This window comes from Deinococcus sp. QL22 (genome assembly GCF_023370075.1).
Taxonomy (GTDB): Bacteria; Deinococcota; Deinococci; order Deinococcales; family Deinococcaceae; genus Deinococcus.
In genome coordinates this window covers 1960564-1977500 of the sequence record NZ_CP097149.1, presented here as the reverse complement: position 1 = coordinate 1977500, position 16937 = coordinate 1960564, and the positions used below count along the sequence as shown (strand labels likewise).

At 61.0% G+C, this 16937-nt stretch carries 30 protein-coding genes; all 30 read right to left on the bottom strand.

Going from position 1 to position 16937, the window contains the following annotated elements; translation table 11 throughout:
• Positions 1-3: 3 nt before the first annotated feature.
• Positions 4-576, bottom strand: coding sequence for an alpha/beta hydrolase (locus M1R55_RS09885; protein WP_249391607.1), 573 nt, complete (start codon positions 574-576; stop codon positions 4-6).
• Between the two features lie 100 nt (positions 577-676).
• Positions 677-1027, bottom strand: coding sequence for a 50S ribosomal protein L17 (gene rplQ / locus M1R55_RS09880; RefSeq protein ID WP_249391606.1), 351 nt, complete (start codon positions 1025-1027; stop codon positions 677-679).
• A 54-nt stretch (positions 1028-1081) separates the two neighbouring features.
• A complete protein-coding gene (locus M1R55_RS09875; protein ID WP_064015336.1) occupies positions 1082-2083 on the bottom strand; it encodes a DNA-directed RNA polymerase subunit alpha in 1002 nt (333 codons plus the stop codon).
• A 13-nt stretch (positions 2084-2096) separates the two neighbouring features.
• Positions 2097-2714, bottom strand: coding sequence for a 30S ribosomal protein S4 (gene rpsD, locus M1R55_RS09870; protein WP_136364605.1), 618 nt, complete (start codon positions 2712-2714; stop codon positions 2097-2099).
• 150 nt (positions 2715-2864) lie between these two features.
• Positions 2865-3260, bottom strand: coding sequence for a 30S ribosomal protein S11 (gene rpsK / locus M1R55_RS09865; RefSeq protein WP_019012073.1), 396 nt, complete (start codon positions 3258-3260; stop codon positions 2865-2867).
• Positions 3261-3266: 6 nt separating this feature from the next.
• On the bottom strand, positions 3267-3647 hold the full coding sequence (gene rpsM / locus M1R55_RS09860; protein ID WP_019012074.1) for a 30S ribosomal protein S13: 381 nt from the start codon (positions 3645-3647) through the stop codon (positions 3267-3269).
• Positions 3647-3760: a 50S ribosomal protein L36 gene (gene rpmJ / locus M1R55_RS09855; protein ID WP_019012075.1), complete on the bottom strand. Its 114-nt coding sequence runs from the start codon at positions 3758-3760 to the stop codon at positions 3647-3649. The genes rpsM and rpmJ overlap by 1 nt, the downstream gene beginning before the upstream one ends.
• A 221-nt stretch (positions 3761-3981) precedes the next feature.
• Complete coding sequence (gene infA, locus M1R55_RS09850; RefSeq protein WP_019012076.1) at positions 3982-4224, bottom strand: translation initiation factor IF-1; 243 nt, start codon at positions 4222-4224, stop codon at positions 3982-3984.
• Between the two features lie 159 nt (positions 4225-4383).
• Positions 4384-6060: a M20/M25/M40 family metallo-hydrolase gene (locus M1R55_RS09845; protein ID WP_249391605.1), complete on the bottom strand. Its 1677-nt coding sequence runs from the start codon at positions 6058-6060 to the stop codon at positions 4384-4386.
• A 234-nt stretch (positions 6061-6294) separates the two neighbouring features.
• Complete coding sequence (locus M1R55_RS09840) at positions 6295-6870, bottom strand: adenylate kinase (RefSeq protein ID WP_249391604.1); 576 nt, start codon at positions 6868-6870, stop codon at positions 6295-6297.
• 157 nt (positions 6871-7027) lie between these two features.
• Positions 7028-8356: a preprotein translocase subunit SecY gene (gene secY, locus M1R55_RS09835; protein ID WP_249391603.1), complete on the bottom strand. Its 1329-nt coding sequence runs from the start codon at positions 8354-8356 to the stop codon at positions 7028-7030.
• Positions 8357-8830, bottom strand: a complete 474-nt coding sequence (rplO, locus tag M1R55_RS09830) for a 50S ribosomal protein L15 (protein ID WP_249391602.1) — start codon at positions 8828-8830, stop codon at positions 8357-8359.
• Entirely contained in the window at positions 8827-8994 is a 168-nt protein-coding gene (rpmD, locus tag M1R55_RS09825; protein WP_026299134.1) for a 50S ribosomal protein L30, read from the bottom strand. The genes rplO and rpmD overlap by 4 nt, the downstream gene beginning before the upstream one ends.
• Before the next feature lie 8 nt (positions 8995-9002).
• On the bottom strand, positions 9003-9533 hold the full coding sequence (rpsE, locus tag M1R55_RS09820; protein ID WP_168733365.1) for a 30S ribosomal protein S5: 531 nt from the start codon (positions 9531-9533) through the stop codon (positions 9003-9005).
• Positions 9523-9861 carry a 50S ribosomal protein L18 gene (gene rplR, locus M1R55_RS09815; RefSeq protein ID WP_249391601.1) on the bottom strand — a complete coding sequence of 113 codons (339 nt, stop codon included), beginning with the start codon at positions 9859-9861 and terminating at the stop codon, positions 9523-9525. Before rplR ends, rpsE begins: the two co-directional genes overlap by 11 nt.
• Entirely contained in the window at positions 9861-10418 is a 558-nt protein-coding gene (gene rplF / locus M1R55_RS09810) for a 50S ribosomal protein L6 (RefSeq protein ID WP_249391600.1), read from the bottom strand. Before rplF ends, rplR begins: the two co-directional genes overlap by 1 nt.
• A gap of 109 nt (positions 10419-10527) precedes the next feature.
• The gene (rpsH, locus tag M1R55_RS09805; protein ID WP_019012085.1) at positions 10528-10929 is read right to left on the bottom strand and encodes a 30S ribosomal protein S8; all 402 of its coding nucleotides are present in this window, start codon (positions 10927-10929) and stop codon (positions 10528-10530) included.
• A gap of 290 nt (positions 10930-11219) precedes the next feature.
• On the bottom strand, positions 11220-11405 hold the full coding sequence (locus M1R55_RS09800) for a type Z 30S ribosomal protein S14 (RefSeq protein ID WP_019012086.1): 186 nt from the start codon (positions 11403-11405) through the stop codon (positions 11220-11222).
• A gap of 23 nt (positions 11406-11428) precedes the next feature.
• Positions 11429-11968 (bottom strand): 50S ribosomal protein L5, encoded by a 540-nt coding sequence (gene rplE / locus M1R55_RS09795; RefSeq protein WP_249391599.1) that lies wholly within the window; start codon positions 11966-11968, stop codon positions 11429-11431.
• Between the two features lie 80 nt (positions 11969-12048).
• Positions 12049-12357, bottom strand: a complete 309-nt coding sequence (gene rplX / locus M1R55_RS09790) for a 50S ribosomal protein L24 (RefSeq protein WP_249394186.1) — start codon at positions 12355-12357, stop codon at positions 12049-12051.
• Between the two features lie 38 nt (positions 12358-12395).
• On the bottom strand, positions 12396-12800 hold the full coding sequence (gene rplN, locus M1R55_RS09785) for a 50S ribosomal protein L14 (RefSeq protein ID WP_064015344.1): 405 nt from the start codon (positions 12798-12800) through the stop codon (positions 12396-12398).
• Entirely contained in the window at positions 12797-13081 is a 285-nt protein-coding gene (gene rpsQ / locus M1R55_RS09780; RefSeq protein ID WP_064015345.1) for a 30S ribosomal protein S17, read from the bottom strand. Before rpsQ ends, rplN begins: the two co-directional genes overlap by 4 nt.
• The gene (gene rpmC, locus M1R55_RS09775) at positions 13078-13281 is read right to left on the bottom strand and encodes a 50S ribosomal protein L29 (RefSeq protein WP_064015346.1); all 204 of its coding nucleotides are present in this window, start codon (positions 13279-13281) and stop codon (positions 13078-13080) included. Before rpmC ends, rpsQ begins: the two co-directional genes overlap by 4 nt.
• Positions 13268-13693 carry a 50S ribosomal protein L16 gene (gene rplP / locus M1R55_RS09770; protein WP_064015347.1) on the bottom strand — a complete coding sequence of 142 codons (426 nt, stop codon included), beginning with the start codon at positions 13691-13693 and terminating at the stop codon, positions 13268-13270. Before rplP ends, rpmC begins: the two co-directional genes overlap by 14 nt.
• Entirely contained in the window at positions 13693-14436 is a 744-nt protein-coding gene (gene rpsC / locus M1R55_RS09765) for a 30S ribosomal protein S3 (protein ID WP_019012092.1), read from the bottom strand. Before rpsC ends, rplP begins: the two co-directional genes overlap by 1 nt.
• Positions 14436-14891: a 50S ribosomal protein L22 gene (gene rplV, locus M1R55_RS09760; protein WP_249391598.1), complete on the bottom strand. Its 456-nt coding sequence runs from the start codon at positions 14889-14891 to the stop codon at positions 14436-14438. The genes rpsC and rplV overlap by 1 nt, the downstream gene beginning before the upstream one ends.
• Positions 14888-15175, bottom strand: a complete 288-nt coding sequence (rpsS, locus tag M1R55_RS09755) for a 30S ribosomal protein S19 (RefSeq protein ID WP_019012094.1) — start codon at positions 15173-15175, stop codon at positions 14888-14890. The genes rplV and rpsS overlap by 4 nt, the downstream gene beginning before the upstream one ends.
• Before the next feature lie 12 nt (positions 15176-15187).
• Positions 15188-16021: a 50S ribosomal protein L2 gene (gene rplB, locus M1R55_RS09750; protein WP_064015349.1), complete on the bottom strand. Its 834-nt coding sequence runs from the start codon at positions 16019-16021 to the stop codon at positions 15188-15190.
• 13 nt (positions 16022-16034) lie between these two features.
• Entirely contained in the window at positions 16035-16322 is a 288-nt protein-coding gene (locus tag M1R55_RS09745; protein ID WP_064015350.1) for a 50S ribosomal protein L23, read from the bottom strand.
• The gene (gene rplD / locus M1R55_RS09740) at positions 16319-16936 is read right to left on the bottom strand and encodes a 50S ribosomal protein L4 (protein ID WP_249391597.1); all 618 of its coding nucleotides are present in this window, start codon (positions 16934-16936) and stop codon (positions 16319-16321) included. The genes M1R55_RS09745 and rplD overlap by 4 nt, the downstream gene beginning before the upstream one ends.
• Position 16937 lies beyond the last annotated feature (1 nt).

The following is a 16937-nucleotide window of genomic DNA, read 5'->3' as shown; positions in this document are numbered from 1 at the left end:
CACTCAGAACCGCACCACATCCGGCGGTGTCCACGCGTGCAGAGCTTCCCCCAGCAAAATCTCCCCCTCTTCCCATTCGCCGTGCCCACTATTTTCGTTGATATGGCCTGCCTCGCCCGCCGACACCAAGTCGGCTTCCCACGCTTCTGCAAAGGCGGTCGCACGGTCTAGGGTCACATACGGGTCATTCTCGCTGGCAATAATCAGCGCTGGGAAGGGCAGCGGCTGCATCGGCACCGGAGCCATCTGGCACACCACCGGGTCGGCTTCTAGCATTCCGGGTTGTTCCGCATCGGTGGGAGCCACCAACAGCGCCCCGCGCACCCGCTCATGCCCACCGTACAGGTGCGCCCAATGTACAATGGTCAGCACGCCGCAGGAGTGGCCAGCCAGCACCAGTTCGCCGGGAGTGGCGTCGATGGCTTCTTGCAACCGCGCTGACCAACCTGCGGGCGTGGGGTCTTCCCAGTCGTCCTGCACCACGCGGGCCGCGCCGAATTTGGTTTCCCACAGCGTTTGCCAGTGCTGCGGCCCACTGTCGCCAAGGCCGGGAACGATAATCAGGGTTGGGGTCATGGGGAAAGGGTAGCAGAGGCAGACAAAATAAATTCAGGCCGAAACAAAAACCCCCCGCACAGGGCGGGGAGCGTTTGTCAGTATTGAACTGAATAGGGGTTTAGACGAGTTCGATCAGGGCCATCGTCACACCGTCGCCCCGGCGGGTGCCGATGCGGAGGATGCGCGTGTAGCCGCCGGGACGCTCGGCGTACTTGGGAGCCACTTCATCCATGACTTTGCGAACCACGACGTTGTCGTGAATATCGCGGGCCACCAGACGGCGGGCGTGCAGGTCGCCACCTTTGGCGGTGGTGATCAGCTTCTCTACGAAAGGACGAAGCTCTTTGGCTTTCGTGAGGGTCGTCTGGATACGGCCCTCGCGCAGCAGTGCCGTGGCTTGGGCGCGGGCCAAAGCGGTACGAGAACTGCTGTTGCGGTTGAGCTTGCGGCCACTTTTACCGTGACGCATGGGGATTCTCCTTGAAAATAGGCGTGACCGCCTAGAAAAAAGTCTAGTAAGAAGTCAGTCTCGGAGTGCGAGGCCAAACTGGGCAAGTTGCTGCTTGATCTCGTCGAGGCTGCGTTCGCCGATGCCGGGAACCTTTTTCAAGTCGCGGTCGGAGAGGGCGCACAGGGCGTCCACACTGTCGATGCCTTCTTCTTTCAAAGAGTGCAGGACGCGGGTGGTGAGACCGAGGCCTTCGAGGGTCACGCGGGGCGTGTCGAGATCGGCGGGGTAAGGCTGAGGGTTGATGCTGAGTTCAGGCTGACGGGGCAGGTCATACACGCTGGGCGCACTGGGCGCGGCAGGCGTGTAAATAGGCGTCTGCACTTCCGGCGCGAGGGCAGGAAGGGTTTCGACGTTGCCGAATACCGTCAGTTCATCACGCAGAATCTCAACAGCTTTGTCGAGCGATTCCTGAGGGGTCGTGCTGCCGTCCGTCCAAATCCGAATAATCAAGCGGTCAAGGTCGGTCTGCTGTCCCACGCGGGTATTTTCCACGTGGTAGGCCACACGGCGCACCGGAGAGAACATCGCGTCAACGGGAATGGAGTTGATGCGGTCTTTGGTGGCGTGCTTGTCGGCAGGCACGTAGCCTTCGCCTTCCTCCACGCGCACTTCCATCACCAGCTTGCCGTCTTCGGCAAGGGTCGCGATGTGCAGGTCAGGGTTGACGATTTCGGCGTCGCTCGGAACCTCGAAGGCGCTGGCCCGCACGATCCCTTCACCCTGCGCACGCAGCGTCAGGGTTTTGGGGCCGGGGGCATGAAAACGCACGACCATTTCCTTGAGATTCAGAATCAACTGAATGACGTCTTCTTTGACGCCAGGGATGGTGCTGAATTCGTGGAGGACGTCTTCGATGTACACGCTGGTGACAGCAGTACCGGGGATCGAAGACATCAAGATGCGGCGGACAGGATTCCCGATGGTGACGCCGTAACCGCGCGTGAGCGGCTCTAGGACAAATTCGCCGTAATCGCCGTCCACGCGGGCTTTGAGTTGAGGGCGCTTCTGATCCACTGGGGCCTCCGTGTTAACGCGAGTAGTACTCGATGATGAGGTTCTCGTTGATTGGCAGCGCGAGGTCTTCTCGTGCGGGCAAACGGGAGAACGTGCCAGTGAACGTTTCGGGATTCAGTTCGACCCAGGGGCTGACGCGGCGGCGCTTTTGCGCTTCCATGTTTTCCTGAATGAACCCAATCTGGCGACTCTTCTCACCGATAGTGATTTCATCACCGATTTTGACGCGGTAAGAGGCGATGTCGACCTTCTTGCCGTTCACGAAAATGTGACCGTGACCCACAAATTGACGGGCCTGACGGCGGGTGCTGGCGAAGCCCATGCGGAAGACGACGTTGTCGAGGCGGCGCTCCAGCAATTGCAGGAACACCGTGCCGGTCACGCCGGGCACGTTGGCCGCTTCCTCAAAGAGGTTGCGGAACTGCTTCTCGCCCATGCCGTACAGACGCGCTAGCTTCTGCTTTTCGCGCAGGCGGATGGAATAGTCGCTGGGACGACCCTTGCGGCGCTGACCGTGCTGGCCGGGGCCGTAAGGACGCTTGTCCAGATACTTCTGAACTTTTTCAGTCTCCGCGAGGTTAATCCCTTCGCGGCGACTCTGCTTGGTAATGGAACCACGGAAACGACCCATGTTACGAACTCCTTAGCGGTCAAGCCTTTAAAACTGACCGGGTCTGCGGCCCTCTGGTGCCCGTTTCCTTGCCGGTGGTGCGGCTCGAGTGCCTGAGCGTTGGGTGCCCGGGCACAGCGGAAACGGGGCAGGTGGGCGCGCGCGTGTGCTTTAAGCGCGGTGCTTTTTCTTGGGGCGGCAGCCGTTGTGAGGCACGGGGGTGTCGTCCATGATGGACTTCACTTCGATGCCGCTGGCCTGTATAGCGCGGATGGCCTGTTCACGGCCAGAGCCGCTGCCACGCACGATCACGTCGACGATGTTCATGCCGAAGGTCTGTTGGGCCTTCTTCACGGCGTCGGCGGCGGCAAGCTGGGCAGCGTAGGGCGTGCCCTTCTTGCTGCCCTTGTAACCAATCGTGCCGCCACTCGACCAGGCAACGCTGTTGCCTTCAAGATCGGTGATGGTAACGATGGTGTTGTTGTAGCTCGCGTGAACATAGGCGCGGCCTGCGCTGATGTTGCGGCGCGCGCGGCGGGGGGTCTTGCCTTTGGTTGATTTTGCCATGGCTTATTACTTCCTCGCCGCTTTCTTCTTACCGGCGACGGTCTTGCGCGGCCCCTTCCGGGTACGGGCATTCGTCTTGGTGCGCTGGCCGCGCACGGGCAACCCACGGCGGTGACGCAGACCACGGTAAGCGCCGATATCCATCAGGCGCTTGATGTTCTGGCCAACTTCGCTGCGGAGATCGCCTTCGACCTTGTAGGTCTTCTCGACGGCTTCACGCAGGGTGGACTGCTCGGCTTCGGTCAGGTTCTTGACGCGGGTATCGGGGCTGATTCCGGTACGCGCCAGGACTTCCTTGGCACGGGTCAGGCCGATGCCGTAGATGTAGGTCAGACCGATTTCGATCCGCTTTTCGCGGGGAAGGTCGACGCCTGCAATACGGGCCATTAGCCTTGCCTCTGCTTGTGCTTGACATTGGTGCAGATGACCAACACGCGCCCGTGGCGGCGGATCACCTTGCAGTTGTCGCACATTTTCTTGACACTGCTGCGAACTTTCATGCTTCCTCCTCGCGCCGCCGAACCGCCACCCATCTTGGTGACCGCTTAGCTGCGCTCGACCCTCTGGCCCTGCACGCTGGCAGAACGAAAGAATCTATTTGGGCAACAAACCCCTGAACCTACGTGTGCGCCGTTTTCAGTGGGGGCTTTTGGCTATGGCCTAGGCCCCAACTGCAACCGCGCCTCCTCAAATCCCGCCCTAAGCCGAAGCTTGTGGAGCGTTATTTGCGGTAGACGATGCGCCCACGGCTGGTGTCGTAGGGGCTGATTTCCAGAACCACACGGTCTCCGGGCAAAATACGGATGTAGTGAATTCGCATTTTGCCGCTGATGTACGCCAGCAGGTCATGTCCAGTGTCCAGCTTCACGCGGAACGTGGTGTTCGGCAAAGCCTCCTCCACGACGCCCTCAGCCCGAACGGTATCGGACTCTTCCTTCTTACGCTTTTCCCGCTGTTCCGGCATTTTTCGTCTTGCCACGCAACCTCCAGGCTTGATGCAAGCCAAACGTAAAGGTATCACAGGTAGGCGCAAGGGGCAAGAGTGAAGGAAGGTTAAAGTGAAGCGGCATGGGGGTGTCCAAACCAAACGGACATCCACGCGCCCAGCATCAGAGAACCAAGGTCATCCCGCTTGCCAAACGTCCTGCATCACGCGCCACAGCAGTTCCGGCACGGTTTGAAAGCTGTACGGCGCGTGAATCCGCTCTAACCGCTGGTGATAATCGCGTCCCCAGGGGCCAATATTGACGATGGGAAACTCTAAGGCGTCAGCTGGGACGGGGTCGACGTGGGCCGGATGCGGCGTGTGCCCCCGCAGGCAATCCTGTTCGGGCAAGTTGGCGGCCTGTCCCAAAAAGCTCATGTCGGAGATTCCGGCGAAGTGGCCGCGTACCCGAAGAGTCAGGCCGGTTTCCTGTTCCAAGTCCTGTGCGTGCCGCACGATGGCCGCCTTCAGTGCAGTGTCAGCGGCATGGTCGCCCAGATGAGTATGCGGGTAGTGCAGCGCCCCGAATCCGAGAATGATCGCCGGGCCGTCCAGCCCGGCAAGGCCCATCAGCGCCACTGTAATTTCACGGCTGGCCCGCAGGGGGTCAGGGCCAGACAGAGTAGATTCGATCCGCACTTGCACGGCGTCTGCTCCGACTCTGGCGTCGGCCAACGCACGCAATTCGCCGTAAGTCAGCACTTTGGGGTGCTGCACCATCAGGCGCGGGGCGTTCAGACTGCCCGCTCCCGCTGCCCGCCGTGCAAATTCGGCCTGTGCCGAGGCCGCCACTTCTTCGGCAAGGCTGCGGAACAGGGCCAGAACCTCACTGGGCTGGCGCTGAACGGTCAGCACATTGAAGGCGCACCAGACCCAGGCGGGCGTGGTTACGTCGTACTGGGTGCGGCTGTCGCGTAACTCCAGGCACGCGGGCGCGGCGGCCTCGCCCAATTCCGAGCGGTCGGCCAGTTCCGGGTTGGCTTCCACACGGCGCAGCAATTCAGCGGTCATCAGGCTGGCACTCACGCCGTCGAAGGGATAGGCGGCGTGAGTGGGACAGCCCACCACCAGCGCCGACAGCAGCACTTTACCCACCGTGCCGAGGTACGCCGCCCGTCCCTCCGAGCCGTCTCCCACATCGGCGGTGGCGTCCAGATTCAGGCCCGCAACGAGTTTCAGGTTGCGTCGTACGGCAATGTCGGGCAGGTCATGGGCCACCGCCCGCGCTCCGCTGGAACGGCCTTCTTCGTCAGGAGTCGTTACAAAGAGCAAGTTGCCGGGCCGCTGCTCTGGGGGCAGTTGGCTGTAGTGTTCCAACACAGCCAGCCCCGCCGCCAAGCCACCTTTCATGTCCAGCAGGCCGCGTCCCGGCAGGAATTCACCAGATTGAAGATCAGCGAGAGCCAACCGTTCCGACGCCTCCAGGCCCCGGCTCACCGATTGGGTTTCCAGGGTGTGGCACATGGCCTCCTGCAGCGCCTCGGCTTCTCCGGCCAGCGGTTGCCACGCGCCGTAATCGTCGGTGCTGACCGTGTCGTAATGGCCTGCCAGCAACACAGTCTGCGTGCCATGGCCCTCTACCAGTGCGTACACGTTCCAGGCGTCATGACCGGAACGGGCGCGGCCCAGCCACACGTTCTCTGGGTGGGCGGCAAAAATGGGCCAGCGCCTCAGCTCGGCTTCCAGCAAGCCTGCAAAAGCCGTTTCTCCAGGTTGTCCGGTCACGCTGGGCCAACTGGTCAGCAGCAGCGCCAGTTCGCGGGCACGCACAAACCAGTCGCCCTGCACGGTAGGGGTCAAGAGTAGCGCAGTCATACCGTCCGCCTGCCGCCACGCCACGCCCACACATTCGTCAATGGCCCGCTGGCACTCACGAGCAACCCTAAGAGGAACATAAAGCTTAGTTTAAGCGTTCTGTATCATTTCTTCTAGCGCCTACCTATTCGACTGCCGCGTCATTAAACTTTAGTTCTCCCCAGGCGACCCCATGGACAGGCGGGCAGAGGAATCTCCCCCACCCGCTGATTTACGATTCACTTCCAGAAAAACTCAGTGCAACGTACTCAAAATCCGGCTATAAACGTCGTCCATCGTGCCCACGCCGTCTACCGTTTTCAGGTGGCCCCGCGCCGCGTAGTAATCGATCAGGGGGCGGGTCTGCTCGCGGTACACGTTCTGGCGTTCACGGGCCACCGCTTCGGTGTCGTCGTCGCGGCCACTGGTTTTGCCGCGCTCTACGATGCGGGAAATCAGGAGGTCATCAGGAACCTCCAACAAGGGCACAGCGCTGATCGGTGCGCCAAGTTCCTCCAGCAGCATGTCGAGTTCCTGTGCCTGTGCGGTGGTGCGCGGAAAGCCGTCGAAGATCACGCGCACGCTGTCCATGCTGGCGAGGCGATCACGGATCAGGGCCATCAGCAGATCATCGGGCACCAGTTTTCCGGCCTTCATCAGTGGCCCGGCTTGCTGTCCCAGCTCGGTGCCGCGCTCGACATGGTCGCGCAGAATGTCGCCCGTGCTGATCTTGACGAGGTGTTGCTCCTGGGCCAATCGCTCGGCCTGCGTGCCTTTGCCTGCACCGGGCGGGCCGAGGAAAATCACGACTTTGTTTTTGGATGTGGTCAACGTAGTCCCCCTTCTTTGGGTGTACAGCATAAGGTGAACTGGGCACTTATGGGGCGGGCCTGACCAGAAGTGTTCCCCGATAGGTGACGCAAAGCAGTATGGGCCAAGGCAAAACCGCCCACCCAGACCAGGGAGAGCGGTTGTATAGAGCGCGTATTCAGTTGTTCAGTCTGCCGCGAATCCGGCCTTTGGTAATGAACCCGTCGTAACGGCGAACCGTCAGTTGGGCTTCCAGTTGCTTCAGGGTTTCGAGCGCCACACCGACGATAATCAGCAGGCCCGTCCCCGAAAATTGGAAGGTGGTGATACCGGTAGCCCGCTGCACGATCTGCGGAAACACCGTCAGGACAACCAAGAACACCGCGCCCCACAAGCTCAGGCGGCCACTGATACTGCCCAGATACTCGGCAGTCGGCACGCCGGGACGCACCCCCGGAATGAACCCGCCCGCTTCACGCAACTGCTCGCTGATCCGCTTGGGATCAAACTGCACGCTGTTGTAGAGGTAGGTAAACCCGAAGATCAGTAACGCCTCAAGTGCCAGATAAAAAGGCTGACCAAACACCAGATTCGATTGAATCCAGGCGTTCACGGCGGGCGCACGGGTGGCCGTAGCTGTGGCGATCAGGTTGGGAATGATCAGCATGGCACTGGCGAAAATGACCGGAATCACGCCCGCCTGATTGACCTTGATGGGCAACCAGGTGGCCTGCCCGCCCATGTTGCGTGCGGCCCCACCTGTGGGTGTACCGCCCCGCGCACGTGCGTAGGTGACAGGTACACGCCGTTCGCCCTGATACACATACACGATGCCTGCGATGGTAATCAGAATAACAGCTGCGAAAATCAAGATACGCAGGATGCTGGTCTGCTCTGTGTTGAGCAGTTGCCCAGTGGCCGCAATTTCACGCGGGTAGTTGGCAATGATGCCCGCCGTGATGATTAGGCTGATGCCGTTGCCCACACCCACTTCGGTAATGCGCTCGCCGATCCACATGGTGAAGGCAATGCCCGCAACCTGCGTCAGTACCATCACGACGGTGGTAAAGATGCCAGGATCCCAGCCGACGGCCACATACGCCGGGTTGCTGGTAATGAACAGCGAGAAGAACAGGGCCTGCACCGCGCCAAGGCCAACAGCGGCGTAGCGCGTGAACTGGTTGATCTTCTTGCGCCCTTCCTCGCCCTCTTTACTGAGCTTCTCCAGGGCGGGCACGGTGGTGGTCATCAGCTGGATCACGATGCTGGCCGTGATGTACGGCAGCACGCCCAGCGCAAAAATCGAGAACTGCGAAAGATTGCCGCCCGAAATCAGGCTGATTAACCCGAAAAGGCCACCTGAGGTGGCCGATTCGAGTGCTGCGGTGTTGACGCCGGGCGTAGGAATGGTGCTTCCCAAGCGGTACACCGCCAGCAGCAGCAGGGTGAAGACAATCTTCCGCCGAAGGTCCGGAATCCGGAACGCGTCGCGGAAGGCGCGGAGCATTTAGCCCGCCTTCTCGTCGTTTTGGGCTTCGCTGCCCTTGGCCACAGGCAAGATAACCTTGCCGCCCGCCGCTTCCACAGCTGCAATAGCTGAGGCGCTGGCAGCGTCCACATATACAGTCACGGCGCGGGTCAGTTCGCCACTGGCGAGCAACTTCACTGGCCAGTTCTTGCGGCGCACCAGACCGGTCAGTTCCAGCGCCTCGCGGTCCAGCACGTCCATGCCGGTTTCCTCAAGGTGCGAGAGCTTCACGATTTCGTAGGTGGTGCCGACGTTGTTGAAACCACGCTTGGGCAGACGGCTGATCAGGGTGCTGCGGCCACCTTCAAAGAAGGAACCTTTGCCAGCACCGCTGCGCGACTTCTGACCCTTGTGACCGCGTCCGGCGGTCTTATCGGTGCCGCCGGGGCCGCGTCCAACGCGTTTGCGGTTCTTGCGGCTGCCTTCTGAGGGCTTCAGTTCATGGAGCTTCACCCTTCCACCTCCAACATGTGCTGCACGGTCTTGACCATGCCGCGAATGGCGGGCGAATCGTTGAGGACACGGGTGTCGCCAATTTTACGCAGGCCCAACGCTTTTACAGTAGCGACCTGACTGGCGCGGCGGCCAATCACGCTGCTCTTCAGAGTGATCTTGATGGATGCCATTATTGAGCACCTCCGGCGGGTTGCGCGGCTGCGGCAGGGTCGCCGCGCAGGGCGCGAACTTGCTTGGCCGTACGCAGGTTCTTGAAGCCGTCGAACACGGCGTACGCCACGTTGATTCGGTTCCGGCTTCCGAGTTCCTTCGAGAGCATGTTGGTGATCCCGGCCAGTTCGGCAATCGAACGGGGCACGGTGCCCGCGATGACGCCCGTACCGGGGCCAGCCGGTTTCAGCAGCACGCGGCTGGTCGAGTTCACACCGACGATGTCGTGCGGAATGGTTCCGTTTTCGACAGGTACAGTGATCATGTTCTTGCGGGCAATCGCTTTGGCTTTCTCGATGGCCACAGGAACTTCTTTGGCCTTGCCGATGCCCATGCCCACGCGACCATTGCGGTCACCGAGAATCACGAGTGCGGCGAAGCGGAAACGGCGTCCACCCTGGTAGGTTTTGGACGTGCGGTTCACGAACAGCATCTTCTCTTCGAATTCGCTGGTTTCGCGTTCGCGGTCATTGCGACGATTAAAAGTCAAGGCCACCCTCCCGCGCCGCGTCTGCGAGCGCTTTCACGCGTCCGTGGTAGCGGTACTGACCACGGTCGAACACAACCTGCTTGACGCCTTTGGCGGTCGCGGCTTCGGCCAGGGCCTTGCCCACTGCGGCGGCGGTGTCGGTTTTGGTGCCGGTTTTGAGGGCGCTGCTGCTGGCCGAAGCCAACGTGGCGCCACTGGCATCATCGATAATTTGAGCGTAAATGTGCTTGCTGGAGCGGAACACGCTGAGGCGTGGGCGCTCGCCAGCAGCGACGCGTACCTTGCGGCGGGCGCGAAGCTTGCGGCGGATGGTGGTCTGGGCTGCCATTATTTCTTCCCTTTCCCGCCCGTCGCACCGGCTTTACCGGCCTTCAGGGCAATTTGCTCGCCAACGAAACGCACACCCTTGCCGTGGTAGGCGTCGGGCTTGCGAACTTTGCGGACATTGGCGGCCACTTGGCCCACCAGTTGCTTGTCGATACCGCTCACGTCGATTTTGGTGGGTTCAGGCACCGCAAAAGTTACGCCAGCAGGAGGATCGATGATGACGGGGTGGCTGTAGCCGATAGCCAGTTCCAGCACCTTGCCGTTCAGCTTGGCACGGTACCCCACGCCACGCAGCTCAAGGTTGATGGTAAAGCCGTCGCTCACGCCTTTGACGGCGTTGGCAACCAGCGTGCGGGTCAGGCCGTGGAGGGCGCGGTGCCGCTGGGCGTCGCTGGGACGCTCGACGAGCAAGGTACCGTCTTCGTGCTTGATGGTCAGGTCTTGATTGAAGGGAACGGTCAGTTCACCTTTGGGGCCCTTGACCTTGAACACGCCATTGGCGGTGCTTGCGGTCACGCCGTTGGGTACGGCGATGGGTTGTTTACCGATACGGGACATCTTGTCTCCTTAAATGCAGAGCCGGGGCTTGCTGTGTGGCTCCGTGGTCAGGGGGTGAGGTAAAGACCGAACAGCGATGGATCAGGTGAATTGGCAGACGCTGGAGCGTTTACCAGAGCACACAGATAACTTCGCCGCCGATTCCCTGTTTGCGGGCTTCGCGGTCAGGGAGCAGGCCTTTGCTGGTGGACACGATGGCCACACCGAGGCCGCGCTGGATGCGGGGCAGGCTGTCGGCGCTCACGTAAGCGCGGCGGCCAGGACGGCTGATGCGCTCAATGTGCTTGATGACCTGTTCACGCTTATGACCGTATTTCAGGGTCACGCGCAGGACATCAAACTTTTGGCCTTCGGGACGGGTGCGCTCGACGGAAGCAACGTAGCCTTCCTTGACGAGCAACTTGGCAAGCTCTTCTTTGAACTTAGAGGCCGGGATGTCCACGGTCTCTTTGAACGTGCGCGTCGCGTTGCGAATGCGCGTGAGCATGTCGGCGATAGGATCACTCAGCATGTTTTTCCTCCGGGGGCGTATGAGGGCACAGAGGCCCCGGCGGGTGGCCCGTCACCTGTCTGATGGCGGGCCGAGTCTTCCCTTGAAAATTAGGTTCGGCAGCCAAAAAGACACCTTTACCGTTTCTTCTGTTGGGTCATATCCCAGTCCCAGACGATCACCGCCCAAATGCCCTGTCTTGCTATTCAGCCTGTTGGCCTTATAGCTACGGGGCGGGCGGTTCGTATCCGGGTGGGGCCTACAAGGTTCACATTCCAGCTGGGGTTAAACCCGTGCCAGAGTGCGAGGTCTTACCAGCTGCTCTTTTTGACGCCGGGCAATTCGCCCTTGTGTGCCAATTCGCGGATGCAAATGCGGCACAGGCCAAAAAACCGGTAGTAGCTGCGGGCGCGGCCACAGCGGGAGCAGCGGTTGTAGTTTTGCACGGCAAATTTCATGCCGCGCTCTGCCTTCACAACTTTAGAGGTGTTCGCCATATGCTTCCTTATTTACCGGAGACTTACTTCCGGAACGGGAGACCCATCGCCTGGAGCAGTGCGCGGGCTTCCTCGTCGGTCTTCGCGGTGGTTACGATAGTGATATCCATACCGCGCACCTTGTCTACCATATCATAGGTGATCTCTGGGAAGATCAGCTGCTCTTTGATGCCGAGGTTGTAGTTGCCACGTCCGTCGAACGCGTTGGGGTTGATCCCACGGAAATCACGGATGCGGGGCAGGCCGATGTTGATCAGCTTCTCGAGGAAGATGTACATGCGCTCGCCACGCAACGTGACCTTGATCCCCACTGGCATGCCCTGACGGAGCTTGAAGTTGGAGATGCTCTTCTTGGCCTTGGTGATGATGGGCTTCTGAAGGGCGATCAGCGCCAATTCCTTGGCGGCTTTGTCGATGGCCTTGCTGTCTTCTTTGGCAGCGCCGAGGCCCTCGTTGATCACGATCTTTTCGATACGGGGGGCAGCCATTATGGACGAATATCCAAACTGCTGCACCAGCGCGGGCCGGACTTGCTCGTTGTACTTGCCTTTCAAGGTCTGCATGCTGCCTCACGGGGTTCGGGCGATACTCTTACTCACGTAAAAGCCGCCCAGGTCACGCATTGGGCGCGTGACCCTGAGATTCAGTCGATGACTTTGCCGCTGCCCACAGCGACGCGGACTTTCTTACCGTCCACGATCTGCTTGCGGATGCGGGTCGCCTTGCCGGTTTCGGGGTCAACGAGAGCCACTTTGCTGGCGTGCACTGCACCTTCGCGCTTTTCGATGCCGCCCTGAGGGCTGCTGGCGCTGGGTTTCACGTGCTTGGTGACCATGTTGACGCCTTCCACGACGACTTTGGCGTCACGGGGCAGGGCCATCAGAACCTTACCGGTCTGGCCCTTGTCCTTGCCGCGCAAAACGATGACGGTGTCACCCTTTTTAACGTGCAACTTGTCGTTGTGGTGAGAGCCTGCGCTGGGAAGAGGCATTACAAGACCTCCGGAGCGAGCGACACGATTTTCATGAAGCGGCGGTCACGCAGCTCGCGGGCCACTGGCCCGAAGACGCGGGTGCCGCGAGGCTCGCCCTGATTGTTGATGATGACGGCGGCGTTCTTGTCGAAGCGGATGGTGCTGCCGTCGGCACGTTTGATGGCGTGGCTGGTACGAACGACCACAGCCTTCACCACGTCACCGGCTTTCACGGCACCACGGGGCGCGGCGTCTTTGACGCTGGCCACGATGATGTCGCCGACGCCGGCGTAGCGTTTGTTACCGCCGCCGCCCGTCGTCAGGCCTTTGCCGCCGATACCGCTGTTCAGCACGCGGATGCACATGATTTCGCGTGCGCCGCTGTTGTCCGCCACGTCAAGGCGGGATTGGGGCATGATCATGCTTGGCCGCCTTCGGTTTCAACCGCCGTGGTTTCGATGCCGCGGGGGCGCTCGATCAGTTTGGTGACCTTCCAAGTTTTGGTCTTGGAGATAGGGCGCACGGCGATAATCTCGACGCGGTCACCGGTCTTGTATTCGTTGGCTTCGTCGTGGGCAGCGTATTTATGGCTGCGGGTCACGATCTTGCCGTACAGGGGGTGGGCGAAACGGCGCTCGACCTTGACGCTGACGGTCTTGTCGGCCTTGTCGCTCACCACGACGCCTGTGAAGGTCTTTTTCATTTCTGCTCTCCAGCGGCGCTCAGCTGACCACGGATGGTATTCAGCTGGGCGACTTCGCGGCGGAGTTGCGTGACGCGGTGGGGCTGGGCAAGCGTGCCCATGGCCGCCTGAAAGCGCAGCTCCATCAATTCTTTCTTGCGGGCGTCGATTTCTTTCTTGAAATCGGCAGCCTGCAAACTACGCATGTCACTGGGCTTCATCGTAAACCTCGCGCTTGACCATCTTGGTCTGGATGGGCAGCTTGTGTCCGGCCAAACGGAAGGCTTCCTTGGCCTGCTCTTCAGTCACGCCCGACACTTCGAACATGACGCGGCCCGGCTTCACGACACTGACCCAGAATTCCACGGCGCCCTTACCTTTACCCATTCGGGTTTCGGCGGGCTTCTTGGTCACGGGCTTGTCGGGGAAGATACGGATGTAGATCTTGCCCCCACGGCGGAAGTGACGGCTCATCACGATGCGGCAGGCTTCGATCTGGTTGGAACGAACCCAGGCGGCCTCGAGGGCGATCAGGCCGAAGTCGCCGAAGGCAACGTAGTCGCCGCCCTTGGCGTCACCGGTCATCCGGCCGCGGTGCTGCTTACGGTACTTGGTGCGCTTCGGGAGAAGCATCACTCACCTCCGCGCCGCGCGGTAGGACGGCGGCGGTTCGTGCGGGGACGGTCTCCGCCTTCGGGGCGGCGATCATCGCGGCGGGGGGGACGGGCCAGCGTTTCCGTGCGGCCACCGATGACTTCACCGTTGAACACCAGGACTTTGATGCCCAGGATGCCGTAGGTGGTGCGGGCCAGCGCGGTGCCGTAATCGATATCGGCACGCAGGGTGTGCAGGGGCACGCGGCCTTCCAGCACTTTTTCGGTGCGGGCTTGCTCAGCTCCGCCCAGACGCCCGGACAGGATGATCTTGACACCGCGTGCACCAGATTCCATCACGCGCTGTGCGGCCTGCTTCATGGCGCGGCGGAAGGCAAAGCGGCGCTCGATCTGCTCGGCGATTCGCAGGGCCACCAGAGGCGCACTGATGTTGGGATTGGGGATTTCCGCGACGTTGACAGCCACAGTGCCAGCAGACACCAGTTTCTCGATGTCGCCGCGCAGACCCTTGATGGAGTCGCCGCCCTTGCCGATCACGATGCCGGGTTTAGCGGCGCTGATGATCACGTTGACCTGTTGGCCAGCGCGCTCGATTTCGATGCGGGCGATTCCGGCGGCAGCCAGCTTCTTGTTGACGAGGTTACGAATCTTCTCGTCTTCTTTCAGCAATTTGGCGTACTGCTTTTTGCCCGCGTACCAGCGGCTGTTCCATCCACGGGTAATACCGAGGCGAAAGCCGTTCGGGTTAATCTTGTTACCCATTACTTGTTCCCCTTCCCGGTGCTCTGTTTCCCAACACTGCGAACCGTGGCAACCCGCTCGCCCACGATGATGGTGATGTGGCTGGTGCGCTTTTTCAGGATGTTGGCGCTGCCACGGGCACGGGGAATCAGGCGCTTGAGGGTCGGGCCGACGTCGACGTAAGCCGCCGTGATGACCAGACGCTCTTCGAGCATGTCGTCGTTGTGCAGAGCGTTGGCTTTGGCACTGTTCAGCACCTTGGCGACCGGCTCGCTGGCGGCGCGGGGAATGAAGCGCAGCAAGTCTTCGGCGTCACGGACGCTCTTGCCACGGATCACGTCAACGACCAAACGCACTTTGCGGGGGCTCATGCGCACGTAACGGGCGATGGCCTTGCCGGGGGTGCGCAGTTTGACGTTCTGCTTGCGTTCCTTCTTGTTACGGAAGGTCTGTTCTGGGGCGCTAGGAGCGGTCATTTCTTCTTGCTCCCCTTGGTGTTCTTGTCTGCGCCGTGACCCCGGTAAGAGCGGGTGGGCGAGAATTCACCGAGTTTGTGGCCGATCATCTGCTCGTTCACGAACACGGGCACATGCTGCTTGCCGTTGTGCACGGCAATGGTGTGACCGATCATTTCGGGAACGATGGTGCTGCGGCGGCTCCACGTCTTGATGACGCGCTTTTCCTTGCGGTCGTTCTGGGCGTCCACCTTTTTCAGGAGGTGGTCATCCACGAACGGCCCTTTCTTCAGGCTACGGGGCATGTTCTACCCTCCTTACTTCCCGCCGCGGCGGGTGATGATAAAGCGGTCGCTGACCTTGCGCTTACGGCGGGTCTTCAGACCCTTAGCAAGTTGACCCCAAGGGCTGACGGGCTGGCGGCCTGCACCAGTACGGCCTTCGCCACCGCCGTGTGGGTGATCCACCGGGTTCATGGCGCTTCCTCGTTGGTGGGGCTTGCGGCCAAGCCAACGGCTGCGTCCTGCCTTACCAAGGTTGATGTTCTTGTGCTCGGCGTTGCCGACTGCGCCGATAGTGGCGTAGCACTCAGTATGCACGCGGCGGAGTTCACCGCTGGGCAGACGCAGGATGACGTACTCGCTTTCCTTCCCCTGCAACTGAATGCTGGTTCCGGCGCTGCGGGCCATCTGTGCGCCCTTACCGGGAACGAGTTCCACGGCGTGAACGACTGCACCCACAGGCACGAAACGCAGGGGCAGCGCGTTGCCGACCTTGGGTTCTGCTTCGGGGCCGGTGCCGACTGTCATACCGACGACCAGACCTTCGGGAGCCAGGATGTAACGCTTTTCGCCGTCGGCGTAAGCCAACAGGGCAATGCGGGCGCTGCGGTTGGGATCGTACTCGATAGAGGCGACCTTGGCGTTCACGCCCGACTTGTCACGGCGCTTGAAGTCGATGATGCGGTACAGGCGCTTGTGGCCGCCGCCGATGAAACGGCTGGTGATGCGTCCACGGTTGTTGCGTCCGCCGGTCTTGGGGAGGGCTTCTGTCAGTGCCTTTTCGGGGCGCTTTTTGGTCAGTCCGCTGAAGTCCGCCGTCGTCATCTGGCGACGCGACGGGGTATAGGGACGGTATTTCTTGACGGCCATATTCAACGTCTCCTTAGATCTGGCTCTCGAGCGCGTCGATCTTCTGGCCGTCCGCGAGGCGCACGATGGCCTTCTTGCGGTCTGCACGGTGCCCGATAAACTTGCCCACACGCTTACGCTTGCCGGTCACGTTCATGGTGCTGATGCCCACGACTTTTACGCCAAACACGTTCTGTACGGCGGCCTTGATCTCGGTCTTGGTCGACGAAGGATTCACCCAGAAGGTGTATACGCCGCGCTCCATGCCCGCGTAGGCTTTCTCGCTGACCACAGGCTGCTTCAGGATGTCGTAGTGATTCACTCTGCTACCCCTTCTTCCATTTCTTCTTGGGCAGGCTCAAGCGCCACAGCATCGATAATCAGACGGTCATGACGCAGGATATCGTAGGCGTTCAGGCCTGCGACAGGCATCACGGTGGCCCAGGGCACGTTGCGAGCGCCCTGACGGGCCTGCATATCATCGGTCACGAGCAACACGCGCTCGGTTCCGTCAAGGCCGTTCTGAGCAGCCCAGGAGACGAAGCTCTTGGTCTTGCCGTCGAGGTTGAAGCCGTCTACAGCCATCAACTTGCCCGTTTCCTGGCGGTCAGCGAGGGCCATAGCGAGGCCCAACTGACGCACCTTGCGGGGCAGGGTGTACTCGTAGCTGCGGGGCTTGGGGCCGAAGGCCGTACCGCCGCCCACGAACGTAGGCACGCCACGGTCGCCGTGACGGGCATTACCGGTGCCCTTCTGGCCGTACATTTTCTTGCCGGTCGCGCTGACCTGAGCACGGGTTTTTGTACTGGCGGTGCCACGGCGGCGGCTGGCAAGCTGCCAGGTCACCACATCGTGCAAGATATTGACATTGACTTCGGGCAGGTCGAGGTCAATGGTGCGACCTCCGTTCTGACCGATCACGTTGATCTGCGCCACG

Excerpts from the sequence above, each read along its gene's own strand:
- M1R55_RS09885 (WP_249391607.1), bottom strand. The coding sequence starts at position 576 with ATGACCCCAACCCTGATTATCGTTCCCGGCCTTGGCGACAGTGGGCCG.
- rplQ (WP_249391606.1), bottom strand. The coding sequence starts at position 1,027 with ATGCGTCACGGTAAAAGTGGCCGCAAGCTCAACCGCAACAGCAGTTCT.
- rpsD (WP_136364605.1), bottom strand. The coding sequence starts at position 2,714 with ATGGGTCGTTTCCGTGGTTCCATTACCAAGCAGAGTCGCCGCGAAGGG.
- rpsK (WP_019012073.1), bottom strand. The coding sequence starts at position 3,260 with ATGGCAAAATCAACCAAAGGCAAGACCCCCCGCCGCGCGCGCCGCAAC.
- rpsM (WP_019012074.1), bottom strand. The coding sequence starts at position 3,647 with ATGGCCCGTATTGCAGGCGTCGACCTTCCCCGCGAAAAGCGGATCGAA.
- rpmJ (WP_019012075.1), bottom strand. The coding sequence starts at position 3,760 with ATGAAAGTTCGCAGCAGTGTCAAGAAAATGTGCGACAACTGCAAGGTG.
- infA (WP_019012076.1), bottom strand. The coding sequence starts at position 4,224 with ATGCCGGAACAGCGGGAAAAGCGTAAGAAGGAAGAGTCCGATACCGTT.
- M1R55_RS09845 (WP_249391605.1), bottom strand. The coding sequence starts at position 6,060 with ATGACTGCGCTACTCTTGACCCCTACCGTGCAGGGCGACTGGTTTGTG.
- secY (WP_249391603.1), bottom strand. The coding sequence starts at position 8,356 with ATGCTCCGCGCCTTCCGCGACGCGTTCCGGATTCCGGACCTTCGGCGG.
- rplR (WP_249391601.1), bottom strand. The coding sequence starts at position 9,861 with ATGGCAGCCCAGACCACCATCCGCCGCAAGCTTCGCGCCCGCCGCAAG.
- rplF (WP_249391600.1), bottom strand. The coding sequence starts at position 10,418 with ATGTCCCGTATCGGTAAACAACCCATCGCCGTACCCAACGGCGTGACC.
- rpsH (WP_019012085.1), bottom strand. The coding sequence starts at position 10,929 with ATGCTGAGTGATCCTATCGCCGACATGCTCACGCGCATTCGCAACGCG.
- M1R55_RS09800 (WP_019012086.1), bottom strand. The coding sequence starts at position 11,405 with ATGGCGAACACCTCTAAAGTTGTGAAGGCAGAGCGCGGCATGAAATTT.
- rplE (WP_249391599.1), bottom strand. The coding sequence starts at position 11,968 with ATGCAGACCTTGAAAGGCAAGTACAACGAGCAAGTCCGGCCCGCGCTG.
- rplN (WP_064015344.1), bottom strand. The coding sequence starts at position 12,800 with ATGATCATGCCCCAATCCCGCCTTGACGTGGCGGACAACAGCGGCGCA.
- rpsQ (WP_064015345.1), bottom strand. The coding sequence starts at position 13,081 with ATGAAAAAGACCTTCACAGGCGTCGTGGTGAGCGACAAGGCCGACAAG.
- rpmC (WP_064015346.1), bottom strand. The coding sequence starts at position 13,281 with ATGAAGCCCAGTGACATGCGTAGTTTGCAGGCTGCCGATTTCAAGAAA.
- rplP (WP_064015347.1), bottom strand. The coding sequence starts at position 13,693 with ATGCTTCTCCCGAAGCGCACCAAGTACCGTAAGCAGCACCGCGGCCGG.
- rpsC (WP_019012092.1), bottom strand. The coding sequence starts at position 14,436 with ATGGGTAACAAGATTAACCCGAACGGCTTTCGCCTCGGTATTACCCGT.
- rplV (WP_249391598.1), bottom strand. The coding sequence starts at position 14,891 with ATGACCGCTCCTAGCGCCCCAGAACAGACCTTCCGTAACAAGAAGGAA.
- rpsS (WP_019012094.1), bottom strand. The coding sequence starts at position 15,175 with ATGCCCCGTAGCCTGAAGAAAGGGCCGTTCGTGGATGACCACCTCCTG.
- rplB (WP_064015349.1), bottom strand. The coding sequence starts at position 16,021 with ATGGCCGTCAAGAAATACCGTCCCTATACCCCGTCGCGTCGCCAGATG.